An 11,297-nucleotide genomic window follows, 5' to 3' on the forward strand; every position below is an offset into this window, starting at 1 on the left:
TTGCAACTTGACAACGAACGCGAGTGATAAGTTCCGCTACACGAGATGTCGTAGTCGTTGAAGGGGAAACTACAATATGCCGCGACTCGGGGGCAAGAGTCCCCCTGCCACACCTGCCGTTTTCCCCAAGAACCTCGTGTAGCGGCCAGGGCCGAAAAAACGCCTTCGGTTCCGGCACATATCAAAATCCCCCGGCTGGCAGGGGCGCGCACGCGCCCCGTATCGCCTCTGGTCGGCCTCCCGAACGCCCCGCGGCCCCACACGCGTTGATGCAAGCGATCACAGTCTTTGAATTGACATGGAAAGTATGACCTTTAGAATTAGCACGGTGCCGCCCCTCCATGGGCGGCACTTTGATTTTCCGAGACGCGGGCCGATATCAGTGTCTTCCGGCCGTCGTTTTCTGGAAACTTGCCCCTTGCGGAGGTTGAAATCGTGATTTCGCCGTTGCTGCCGACTTATGCGCGTCCCGACGTTGAGTTCGAAAAGGGAGAGGGCGTATGGCTGATCACGCGACAAGGCGAGCGATACATCGACCTCGGCGCCGGCATTGCCGTGAACGCCCTCGGCCATGCCCATCCGCATCTCGTGGAAGCCCTGACAGAACAAGGCTCCAAGCTCTGGCACACGTCCAATCTCTATCGCATCCCGGGCGGTGAACGGTTGGCGCAGCGGCTGGTCGATGCCACCTTCGCCGACAAGGTCTTTTTCACGAATTCCGGCGCGGAAGCCTTGGAATGCGCGATCAAGATGGCACGGAAATACCATGCGGTCAGCGGGCATCCCGAGCGGTTCCGCATCATCACCTTTGAAGGTGCGTTCCACGGGCGGACGCTGGCGACCATCGCCGCTGGCGGCCAGGCGAAATATCTGGAAGGTTTCGGCCCGAAGGTCGAGGGCTTCGACCAGGTGCCGTTCGGCGATTTCGACGCGCTGGAAGCCGCGATCACCGATGCGACGGCTGCGCTCCTGATCGAGCCGATCCAGGGCGAAGGCGGGGTCCGTTCCGTGCCGCCGGCCGATCTCAGGCGCCTGCGCCAGATCTGCGACGACAAGGGCCTGCTCTTGATCCTGGACGAGGTCCAGACCGGCGTCGGCCGCACCGGCAAGCTGTTCGCCCACGAATGGGCCGGCGTGACCCCCGACATCATGGCCGTGGCCAAGGGCATCGGCGGCGGCTTCCCGATGGGCGCCTGCCTCGCGACCGCCGAGGCAGCCAAGGGCATGACGGTCGGTACCCATGGTACGACCTTCGGCGGCAATCCGCTCGCCATGGCGGTGGGCAACGCTGTCCTCGACGTGATCCTTGAAGACGGGTTCCTGGAACAGGTTCGCCAGAAAAGCCTCCTGTTCAAGCAACGTCTTGCCGAACTGAAGGATCGTTATCCCGACGTCATCACGGAGATCCGCGGTGAAGGGCTGCTGCTCGGCCTGAAACTCGCGACCCCGAACGGCGAATTCGTTGACGCGGCCCGTGCGCAGAAAGCGCTGGTGGTGGCGGCCGGCGCCAATGTGGTGCGGCTGATCCCGCCATTGACCATTACAGAAGCCGAGATGGCAGAAGGCCTGGCACGCATCGACGCCGCAGCCAAGGCGGTGTCGGAGGCGCATAAGAAGGCCAATGCAGGCCAGCCGGAGTTGGCTCCATGACGTCCTCTTCGACACCAACGACTGCATCCAGTCCCGCACCGCGGCATTTCCTGGATCTCGCGGACTTCTCGGGAGATGAGCTGCGCCGTGTCCTCGCGGCGAGCACATCCCTGAAGGCGGTGCGCCGCAAAGGCCAGCCCCAGGCCACCCGTCCGCTCGACGGCAAGGTGCTGGCCATGGTCTTCGACAAGCCCTCCACCCGGACGCGCGTATCCTTCGACGTGGCCATGCGTGAACTCGGCGGCGAGCCGCTGATGCTGACGGGCGCGGAGATGCAGCTCGGTCGCGGCGAGACGATCGCCGATACGGCGCGCGTGCTCTCGCGCTACGTCGATGCGATCATGATCCGCATTCTCGACCATTCCGCCATGCTGGAGCTTGCGGAATTCGCCGAGGTGCCGGTCATCAACGGCCTCACCAAGCTGTCCCATCCCTGCCAGGTGATGGCCGACATCCTCACTTTCGAGGAGCACCAGGGATCGATCAAAGGGCGCACCGTCGCCTGGACGGGGGACTCCAACAACGTCCTTGCGTCCTGGGTGGAAGCCGCCTCACGCCTCGATTTCAGCATCAATATCGCGACGCCGCCGGAGCTGGCGCCGCGCTCGGATCTCATTGCCCGCGCGAGGCGCGAGGGTGCCGAGATCATGCTGACGGACGACCCCTTCGCCGCCGTGAAGGGGGCCGACGCCATCATCACCGACTGCTGGGTGTCGATGGGTGATGAGGATGAGAGCTTCCGCCACAACCTCTTGCAACCCTACCAGGTCAACACCAAGCTTATGGGGGCAGCGAATAAAGGCGCCATTTTCATGCATTGCCTTCCCGCCCATCGCGGCGAGGAGGTGACGGATGAGGTCATGGACGGGCCGCAGTCCGTTGTCTTCGACGAAGCGGAGAACCGCCTGCATGCCCAAAAGGGCATTCTGGCGTGGTGCATGGGGGCCGTTCAGGAATGAGGGATGTGGGTGTTCGGACCGAAGACGACCGGGTCCTGCCGTTCGCCGTCGAAGGCCTCGACGTGCGCGGCCGGGTGGTCAAGCTCGGCCCGGCACTCGACCGCATCCTGCGTCGCCACGCCTATCCACCGCCGGTGGCGCGTGTCCTCGGCGAGGCGACAGCCTTAACGGCCCTGCTCGGTTCCGCCCTGAAGTTTAACGGGCGTTTCCAATTGCAGACACGCACCGACGGCGTGATCGACATGCTGGTGGTCGATTTCGATGCGCCCGACCGGCTGCGCGCCTGTGCGCGTTTCGATGCCGAACGCCTGGCTGCCATGGCCGAGGCGGGGACCCTGACGACCGGGGACCTTCTCGGTCATGGCCATCTCGCGCTCACCGTCGATCAGGGCGCCGAGATGTCCCGTTACCAGGGCGTCGTGGCGCTCGAGGGGAATGATCTCGAAGCGGCGGCGCATCAATATTTCCTCCAGTCCGAGCAGATCCCGACGCGGGTCCGGCTTGCCGTCGGCGAGGCTTTCACCAGCGACAATGACGCCTCCGGCATGCGCTACCGTGCCGGCGGGCTGATGGTGCAATTCCTGCCCCACTCGGCCGAGCGGCAGCGGCAGGCGGACCTTCCCCCCGGCGACGCGCCGGAGGGGCATGACATTGCGGATGCCGACGCATTCGAGGATGACGCCTGGGTGGAGGCCAAGCTCCTCGCCGATACGACCGAGGACCACGAGCTCATCGATCCGACGCTGCAGAGCGAACGCCTGTTGCTCAGGTTGTTTCACGAACGCGGCGTGCGGGTCTTCGAAGGCCAGTCCGTGCATGAGGAATGCCGCTGTTCGCGCCCGCGCATCCTCGCAACGCTGCGGAGTTTTTCGCAGCAGGACCGTGACGACATGGTCGGCGACGACGGCTGTATCGGTATCACGTGCGAGTTCTGCTCGCGTCATTACGAGGTCGAGCCCGCGGAACTCGCAGACGAGCCGGTCTGAGGCGACCGTCTCCCGGCCTGCATGGCGGGGGCTGCCCGGCAGGACGGTCGGCTCTCCCCTATCGGCCGGCTCGGCCGATTTGCCCTATCCCTTCAGCTTGGCAGCGAGCCGGCGCATGAAGTCCGCGCCGGCCTCGAGTTCTGCCAGCGTGATATACTCGTCCGGCTGGTGGGCGCGGTTGATGGAGCCCGGACCGCAGACGACGGTCGGCACACCTGCGTTCTGGAACCGGCCCGCCTCCGTCGCATAGGAGACGGTGAGCGTGCTGTTGCGCCCCGTGACCGCCTTGACAAGCTCTTCCGCCGGCGAGCCGGGAAGCGGCCGCAGACCCGGCACGTCCGCATGGCAGATGGTCTCGATCGACGCCTCGGGCGCGGTGCGGCGCATGCGGGCGAGGACCTCGTCCGCGTAGGCCGAAAAGCGCGCGGGAATCTCGTTACCATCGAGATCGGGCAGCCCGCGAAACTCCCAGTGGAAATGGCATTCCTTGGCCATGATATTGCGGGCGGTGCCGCCGGCGATGGTCCCGACATGGATGGTGGAGCACGGCGGATCGAAACGCCCCGACGCATCACCCCGTGCGGCATAGACATCGGCCAGGCGCACCAGCTCCGCCACCAGGAGGCCCGCCGCCATCACGGCGCTGGCGCCGAGCGCGGGCTTGGCGGAATGGGCCTCCTTGCCCTTGACCGTGGTGGTGAAGGTCACCACGCTCTTGTGCGCATCGGCGATGGTGAGATCGGTCGGCTCGCCGACGATCACGGCGCCCGGACGGGGCAGATCGACGCCGAAGCGATTGATGCCGTCGACCACGCCGAGACAGGTCGTTTCCTCGTCGTAGGACAGGAACAGGTGGATCGGCTTCGCCGGATCGGCCGCGATGAAATCGGGCACGTGGGCAAGCGCCAGCGCCACGAAGCCCTTCATGTCGACGGCGCCACGCCCGTAGGCGCGCCCGTCCTCGACACGAAGCCGATAGGGATCACTCGTCCAGGTCTGGCCGGCGACAGGCACCACATCCGTATGGCCGGAGAGCACGACACCGCCGTCGATCGCCGGGCCGATCGTTGCGAAAAGGGCCGCCTTGTCGCCGTCGGCATTCGGCAGCCGCACGAATGGCACCCCCCAGCCCGCGAGGTAGGCCTCGACATAGGCGATGAGCGCCAGGTTCGACTTCGGCGTCTCCGTATCGAAGGCAACGAGATCAGTGAGGAGATCGAGCGGTGTCAGGCGTGTACCACCCATAGCGTGTCTTCCGGTCATCGTATCTTGAGCTCCAAGCGAGCACGGTCCATGCGGATAGAACGTCGCGGCCCCGGCATGTCCAACGGCGACTGATAGGGCCGGTCCGTCGATTACGGATCTTTAACCAGAGCAAATCCGGCATAGATTGTATCATCTGATACCATCTACGCCGTTGAATTTGCTCGTTAATTCTTGAGCGGAGCAAGTCCGCAACAGACGGACTTGCTCTAGTGCACAACGCGCTTCACATACGGGCTTTCCAATGGAAACAGCGGGATATCGACCGCGAAGGTCTCGCCCGTGGTCCGGCTTTGCACCTGGTACGTGCCCGTCATGGTGCCATGCGGCGTCGGCAACGGGCAGCCGCTGGTATAGTTGAAGCTATCGCCCGGCGCGATCACCGGCTTTTCGCCGACAATCCCTTCACCCCGCACTTCATGCTGGCGCCCTTGCCCATCGGTAATATGCCAGTGCCGCCCCATGACCTGCACTGTCTCCTCGCCGAGATTGGTAATTTCAATCGTGTAGGCCCAGAAGAACCTTTTTTTCGCCGGAGCCGACTCCTTTTCCAGGAAGCGCGGCACGACACCGACGCGAATGTTGCGCGTGACCGCTTCATACATGGCTGCCGCCTCCGATTGGGACGCCGCCTCGACGAGGGAACGCCGGCGCCCGAACACAAGGGCCGTTTGCAACAGCCCGCCCTTGGTTAAGCCTCTGCATGTGTGAGCGTCAATCCCGGCGGCATGAACTCCGCTGCATCGCGACAAGATTGCTACGCACGGTTGGAACCGCTCATTTCGCTTTGATGCGCGTCGCTCTTGCTCTAGTGGTTCGCTTCCAACATGTGCATCCCATGTGTGTCGGCCCCGCGGGTAAGTGTTGGAAGCAGGTATCAGACGATTCCATCCAAGCCCGATTTGCTCTAGTGGTTCTGCTCCGACATTTGCATCCGCCCGATAGCACCCTCGGAGCAAATGTCGGAGTCAAGAAAACCACTAGCAAGTTATTGGTTCTAGTGGAGCTTTTGAATTTGACATTTGATTTGGAGCATGATGTCAGGCGGGACTCAAATGTCAAATTCGCTCCACTAGGAGGGCAGGCATCGCTTCGTCGATGGTCGCCGCGCCCGCATAGCCAGAGAAACGCCATGGCCTTTTCCACGATCCGACCCGGCATTCAGCCGGCCGAAGCCATTCTGGAGCTCGAGAAGGCTGGCGTCATCACGACGGAGATGCCCTTTGCGGGCGACCAGGTGCAGCCGGCGAGCCTCGACCTCCGGCTCGGGCGCCGCGCCTATCGCGTGCGCGCCAGCTTCCTGCCCGGCCTTGGACGGCGCGTGGTGGAGCGGCTGGAGAGCGTTGCCCTGCACGAGATCGACCTGACCCAGGGGGCAGTCCTGGAAACAGGCTGCGTCTATATCGCCGAGATCCTCGAGGGGCTCGCACTCCCGGCGGAACTCGCCGCCTCCGCCAACCCCAAGAGCTCGACCGGTCGCCTCGACGTCTTCACCCGGGTGATCGTCGACGGTTCGCGCGAATTCGACATCATCGATGCCGGCTATACCGGCCCCCTTTATGCCGAGATCTCGCCGCGGACCTTCCCGGTCCTCGTGCGCACGGGCGCGCGTCTCTCGCAGGTGCGGTTCCGCGCGGGCGTGAGCCGGCTCGACGATGCGGCGCTTGCGGCGCTTCACGACCGCGAGCGTATCGTCACATCGGCCGCCCCCTCGATCCAGGACGGCGTTGCCGTCAGCGTCGACCTGTCCGGCTTCGACAGCGGCGGGCTCATCGGCTACCGCGCCAAGCGCCATACCGGCCTCGTCGATGTCGACAGGATCGGTGCCTATGCCGTGCACGACTTCTGGGAGCCACTCTACGGCCATGGCGAGGGCTCACTGGTGCTCGACCCCGGCCAGTTCTATATCCTCGCGTCCAAGGAGGCCGTGCACGTGCCGCCGGATTATGCGGCCGAGATGGTGCCCTTCGATCCGCTGGTGGGTGAGTTCCGCGTGCACTATGCCGGCTTCTTCGATCCCGGCTTCGGCCATGCGGGGGCGGGCGGCGCGGGATCGCGCGCCGTGCTCGAGGTACGCTCCCACGACGTGCCCTTCATCATCGAAGACGGCCAGATCGTCGGCCGGCTGGTCTATGAGCATATGGCCGCACGGCCGCGCGTTCTCTATGGCGCGGGCGCGGGATCCAATTATCAGGCTCAGGGCCTGAAGCTCTCCAAGCACTTCCGTATGGGTGAATAACCCGACGAGGCTTCAAGGTCGCCGCCGTCTAATTACATTATAATGATGTAATTATTTATAATCTCACACTGATTTAAGTATTTTATTGTTGACGCCATGCAGCGCGCTGTGAAATCGTGCCGTCCTCGGTGCGCTGCGTGCAGCCGCCGGTCGGGGCAAGCTGGGCAGTCTGCATGAGCATCGAAATCCGCAATATTTTCAAGCAATTCGGCACCACGCCCGTGTTGAAGGGCGTCGACCTGTCGATTGCCGACGGCGAGTTGATCGCTCTTCTCGGCGCGTCCGGCTCCGGCAAGACCACCCTGCTGCGTATTCTGGCGGGCCTCGACTGGCCCCAGTCCGGCGAGGTGTTCGTCGATGATACCGACTGGCTGCGGCTCAACCCACAGGAACGCCAGATCGGTTTCGTCTTCCAGCATTATGCGCTCTTCCCGCATATGAGCGTCTTCGAGAACGTGGCCTTCGGGCTGAGCATCCGCCCGCGCGAGACCAGGCCGGCGAAGGCCGATATCGCGCGGCGGGTCGTCGAGCTGCTCGACCTCGTGCAGATGGGCGCCTACGGCAGTCGCTATCCGGCCCAGCTCTCCGGCGGCCAGCGCCAGCGCGTGGCCCTCGCCCGCGCCCTCGCCATCCAGCCGAAAATGCTTCTGCTCGACGAGCCGTTCGGCGCGCTCGATGCCCGCATCCGCAAGGATCTGCGGCGCTGGCTGCGCGGGCTGCACGAGCGGCTCGGCATGACGACCATCTTCGTGACGCACGACCAGGAGGAGGCCTTCGAACTGGCCGACCGGGTCGTCGTGATGGGCGAAGGCGTCATCGAGCAGATCGGCACGCCCGACGACATCTACGAGCAGCCGGCGAGCCCCTTCGTTGCGCGGTTCCTCGGCGGGGTGAACGAATTGCCGGCGGAACTGCACGCAGGCCATGTCCATGTGGCAGGCGCCGACACGAGCCGCGTCGGCCGCCTCGCACTCGGCGATGGCCAGGCCATGCTCTTCGTGCGGCCGCACGAGATCGATCTCGTGCCGGATGCCACCGGCACCGCCGTCATCAAGGATATTGTGCCGAGCGGCGCCCTCATCCGCTACGAGGTCGCCCTGCCCCAGACCGACAAGGTCATCGAGGTGGAGCTTGCGCGGGAGGCGGCGCGCGACCGCACGCTGACCCGCGGCGACGCGGTGCGCGTGAACATCCTGCGCGGTCGCGTCTTCCACCCGCCGAAACGCCAGCCCCTGGCGAGCGCAAGCGGCAGGGCCGGCCAAGCCGCCCGCACACATTGATCGATCAAGACGGCGGCGGCGATGATGCCGCCTGCCCTGACCGGAGCCTTCGACCATGAAACGTCCATTTGGCATTGCCCTCGCGCTCGCGGCGAGCGCCTTTGCTTTCGCCGCCTCCCCCGCCGCACGCGCGCAGGATGCCAAACCGGCCCAGCCGGTGGAACTCCTCAACGCCTCCTATGACGTCGCGCGGGAGCTGTTCGCGGCGATCAACCCGGTTTTCGCTGCGGAATGGCAGGCGAAGAATGGCCAGAAGGTCGAAATCAAGCAGTCTCACGCCGGCACCTCCGCGCAGGCCCGTGCGATCCTGGAGGGTCTGCAGGCTGACGTCGTGACCTTCAACCAGGTGACCGACGTTGAGATCCTGCATGACCGCGGCAATCTTGTCGCGGCCGACTGGCAGAAGCGCCTCCCCAATGCCGCCTCGCCCTTCTATTCGCTGCCCGCCTTCCTCGTGCGCAAGGATAACCCCAAGGGCATCAAGGACTGGAATGACCTCATCAGAAGTGATGTCAAGGTTATCTTCCCTAACCCGAAGACCTCCGGAAACGCCCGCTACACCTATCTCGCGGCCTATGCCTACGCGCTCGAGACAAACGGTGGCGACCAGGCCAAGGCGCAGGACTTCGTGCGTCAGCTCTTCGCCAATGTGCCGGTGTTCGATACGGGCGGGCGCGGCGCGACCACGACCTTCGTCGAGCGCAACCTCGGCGACGTGCTGATCACCTTCGAGTCCGAGGTCAACGGCATCCGCCGCGAATACGGCGACAAGGGCTTCCAGGTCATCGTTCCCCCCATCAGCCTGCTCGCGGAATTCCCCGTGAGCGTGGTCGACAAGGTGGTGGATCGCAAGGGCACCCGCGCGGTGGCGACCGCCTATCTGGAATTTCTCTACACCGACAAGGGGCAGGACATCCTGGCGAGCTTCTTCAACCGCGTGCACGCTCCGGCCGTCATTGCGAAATACAAGGAGCAGTTCCCGGAGGTGCGCCTCGTGAAGGTCGAGGACGTGTTCGGCGGCTGGGCCAAGGTGCAGAAGGAGCACTTCGCCTCCGGCGGCATCCTCGACAAGGTTTTCGTCAACCGCTGACCACCGCGAAGGAACAAAGCCGTGACAGCGACAGTGATCGGGCCCCTGCATAGCGATGATGGGGGCCAGTTCATCCCCCCGCCGGTGATGAAGGCCGTCAGGGCGCGCCGGGTCCTGCCGGGCTTCGGCCTCACCATGGGGCTGACGCTGACCTATCTCGGCGTCATCGTGCTGCTGCCGCTCGCCGCCCTCATCCTGAAATCGGCGGAGATCGGCCTTGACGGCTTCTGGCAGGTCCTGAGCAGCCCGAGGGTCCTCGCCTCCTTCCAGCTCACCTTCACCGCCGCGCTCATCGCGACCGCGATCAACGCGGCCTACGGCCTCCTGATGGCCTGGATCCTCGTGCGCTACGACTTCCCCGGCAAGCGGTTCGTCGATGCGCTGGTCGACCTGCCCTTCGCCCTGCCGACGGCCGTCGCCGGCGTCGCGCTCACGACGCTGTTCGCCGGAACGGGCTGGTATGGCCGATGGCTGGAGCCGGCCGGCATTCAGGTCGCCTACACCATTACGGGCGTCGCCATCGCCATGGCCTTCACCAGCGTCCCCTTCGTCATCCGCACGGTGCAGCCGGTGCTGGAGAGCCTCGACAGCCAGATCGAGGAGGCCTCGGTGACGCTCGGCGCCTATCCCTTCACGATCTTTCGCCGGATCATCCTGCCGATGATCGCGCCGGCCTATCTCACCGGCTGCGCACTCGCCTTCGCCCGTTCGCTCGGGGAATTCGGTGCCGTCATCTTCATCGCCGGCAACCTGCCCTTCAAGACGGAGATCGCCGCGCTCCTCATCTTCATCCGGCTCGAGGAGTTCGACTACCCAGCCGCGTCGGCGATCGCCGCGGTGCTGCTGGCGCTCGCCTTCATCATCCTCTTTGCCACCAATGTGCTGCAGGCACGGTGGCTGCGCCGCCGGGAGGCCGCATCATGAGTATGGCTGCACTGGACCCGGCGCGCGCCTTCCCGCAGGCGGCCGCCGTCGGCGCCAACGGGCGGACGACGCGGTCGGGGCAGCGCGTGCTGATCACGGCCGGGCTCGTGCTCACCGCCCTCTTCCTGGTCGCGCCCGTCGCCGTAATCTTCGCCCAGGCCTTCTCACGCGGCTTCGCCGCCTATCGCGCGTCCATCGTTCAGCCCGAGACGCTGCACGCGATCTGGCTGACCGCCGTCACCGCGCTGATCGCGGTGCCGATCAACATGGTCTTCGGCGTGGCGGCGGCCTGGGCCATCGCGAAGTTCCGCTTCCCCGGCAAGAAGACCCTGATCAGCCTGATCGAGATCCCCTTCTCGATCTCGCCGATCGTCGCCGGCGTCGCCTATCTGCTCGTCTATGGCTCGCAGGGCCTCTTCGGCGAGTGGCTCGCCGATCACGACATCCGCATCATGTTCACGCCGGCGGCGATCGTGCTCGTCATGCTGTTCGTGACGAGCCCCTTCGTGGTGCGCGAACTGCTTCCGCTCATGCAGGCGCAGGGATCCGAGCAGGAAGAGGCCGCCGCCACGCTGGGCGCGACCGGCTTCCAGATCTTCCGGCGCGTCACCCTCCCGAATATCCGCTGGGCGCTGCTCTATGGCACGGTGCTGTGCAGCGCGCGGGCCATCGGCGAGTTCGGCGCGGTCTCGGTTGTATCCGGCCGCATCCGCGGCGAAACCAACACCCTGCCGTTGCAGATCGAGCTACTCTACAACGACTACAACGCCGCCGGCGCCTTTGCCGCAGCCTCCACACTGACGGTGATCGCGCTCATCACGCTTCTCATCAAGGCGATTATCGAGCGGCGGATCGGCGGCGCCGGATAAGGCCTTCCCCGCCAGACTTCGCGACGAGACCGCCTGT

General features: G+C 64.9%; 10 protein-coding genes. 8 read left to right on the plus strand and 2 right to left on the minus strand.

All coding sequences use genetic code 11. From position 1 onward, the window contains the following. Positions 1-435: 435 nt before the first annotated feature. From C7450_RS02910 to C7450_RS02920, 3 genes are read left to right on the plus strand one after another with little or no spacing between them, the layout of a single operon-like run. Positions 436-1,650, plus strand: a complete 1,215-nt coding sequence (locus tag C7450_RS02910; RefSeq protein WP_110373229.1) for an aspartate aminotransferase family protein — start codon at positions 436-438, stop codon at positions 1,648-1,650. Further along, positions 1,647-2,609 (plus strand): ornithine carbamoyltransferase, encoded by a 963-nt coding sequence (gene argF / locus C7450_RS02915; RefSeq protein WP_110372858.1) that lies wholly within the window; start codon positions 1,647-1,649, stop codon positions 2,607-2,609. Before C7450_RS02910 ends, argF begins: the two co-directional genes overlap by 4 nt. Further along, positions 2,606-3,595 carry an Hsp33 family molecular chaperone gene (locus C7450_RS02920; protein ID WP_110372859.1) on the plus strand — a complete coding sequence of 330 codons (990 nt, stop codon included), beginning with the start codon at positions 2,606-2,608 and terminating at the stop codon, positions 3,593-3,595. The genes argF and C7450_RS02920 overlap by 4 nt, the downstream gene beginning before the upstream one ends. 84 nt (positions 3,596-3,679) lie before the next feature. On the opposite strand, the gene argE is transcribed toward C7450_RS02920, so the two are convergent. Both argE and apaG read right to left on the minus strand, forming a co-directional pair. Then, positions 3,680-4,840: an acetylornithine deacetylase gene (gene argE, locus C7450_RS02925; RefSeq protein WP_245449446.1), complete on the minus strand. Its 1,161-nt coding sequence runs from the start codon at positions 4,838-4,840 to the stop codon at positions 3,680-3,682. A gap of 227 nt (positions 4,841-5,067) precedes the next feature. Next, a complete protein-coding gene (gene apaG / locus C7450_RS02930; protein WP_110373230.1) occupies positions 5,068-5,463 on the minus strand; it encodes a Co2+/Mg2+ efflux protein ApaG in 396 nt (131 codons plus the stop codon). A 527-nt stretch (positions 5,464-5,990) separates the two neighbouring features. On the opposite strand from apaG, the gene C7450_RS02935 reads away from it, so the two are divergent. The 5 genes from C7450_RS02935 (at position 5,991) to cysW (ending at position 11,260) form a co-directional block, all read left to right on the plus strand. Beyond that, complete coding sequence (locus tag C7450_RS02935; protein WP_110372861.1) at positions 5,991-7,097, plus strand: 2'-deoxycytidine 5'-triphosphate deaminase; 1,107 nt, start codon at positions 5,991-5,993, stop codon at positions 7,095-7,097. A gap of 173 nt (positions 7,098-7,270) precedes the next feature. Beyond that, a complete protein-coding gene (locus tag C7450_RS02940) occupies positions 7,271-8,377 on the plus strand; it encodes a sulfate/molybdate ABC transporter ATP-binding protein (protein ID WP_110372862.1) in 1,107 nt (368 codons plus the stop codon). Between the two features lie 55 nt (positions 8,378-8,432). Further along, positions 8,433-9,467 (plus strand): thiosulfate ABC transporter substrate-binding protein CysP, encoded by a 1,035-nt coding sequence (gene cysP / locus C7450_RS02945; protein WP_110372863.1) that lies wholly within the window; start codon positions 8,433-8,435, stop codon positions 9,465-9,467. 87 nt (positions 9,468-9,554) lie between these two features. After that, the gene (gene cysT / locus C7450_RS02950; protein ID WP_110373231.1) at positions 9,555-10,391 is read left to right on the plus strand and encodes a sulfate ABC transporter permease subunit CysT; all 837 of its coding nucleotides are present in this window, start codon (positions 9,555-9,557) and stop codon (positions 10,389-10,391) included. 2 nt (positions 10,392-10,393) lie between these two features. Further along, positions 10,394-11,260 (plus strand): sulfate ABC transporter permease subunit CysW, encoded by an 867-nt coding sequence (gene cysW, locus C7450_RS02955; RefSeq protein WP_110372864.1) that lies wholly within the window; start codon positions 10,394-10,396, stop codon positions 11,258-11,260. Positions 11,261-11,297: the final 37 nt, after the last annotated feature.

The organism is Chelatococcus asaccharovorans, from assembly GCF_003201475.1.
In the GTDB taxonomy this organism is placed as follows: domain Bacteria; phylum Pseudomonadota; class Alphaproteobacteria; order Rhizobiales; family Beijerinckiaceae; genus Chelatococcus; species Chelatococcus asaccharovorans.

What these genes read in the sequence shown, in the direction of transcription:
- argF (WP_110372858.1), top strand. Translation starts at nt 1,647, where the DNA reads ATGACGTCCTCTTCGACACCAACGACTGCATCCAGTCCCGCACCGCGG.
- C7450_RS02920 (WP_110372859.1), top strand. Translation starts at nt 2,606, where the DNA reads ATGAGGGATGTGGGTGTTCGGACCGAAGACGACCGGGTCCTGCCGTTC.
- argE (WP_245449446.1), bottom strand. Translation starts at nt 4,840, where the DNA reads ATGGGTGGTACACGCCTGACACCGCTCGATCTCCTCACTGATCTCGTT.
- apaG (WP_110373230.1), bottom strand. Translation starts at nt 5,463, where the DNA reads ATGTATGAAGCGGTCACGCGCAACATTCGCGTCGGTGTCGTGCCGCGC.
- C7450_RS02935 (WP_110372861.1), top strand. Translation starts at nt 5,991, where the DNA reads ATGGCCTTTTCCACGATCCGACCCGGCATTCAGCCGGCCGAAGCCATT.
- C7450_RS02940 (WP_110372862.1), top strand. Translation starts at nt 7,271, where the DNA reads ATGAGCATCGAAATCCGCAATATTTTCAAGCAATTCGGCACCACGCCC.
- cysP (WP_110372863.1), top strand. Translation starts at nt 8,433, where the DNA reads ATGAAACGTCCATTTGGCATTGCCCTCGCGCTCGCGGCGAGCGCCTTT.
- cysT (WP_110373231.1), top strand. Translation starts at nt 9,555, where the DNA reads ATGAAGGCCGTCAGGGCGCGCCGGGTCCTGCCGGGCTTCGGCCTCACC.
- cysW (WP_110372864.1), top strand. Translation starts at nt 10,394, where the DNA reads ATGGCTGCACTGGACCCGGCGCGCGCCTTCCCGCAGGCGGCCGCCGTC.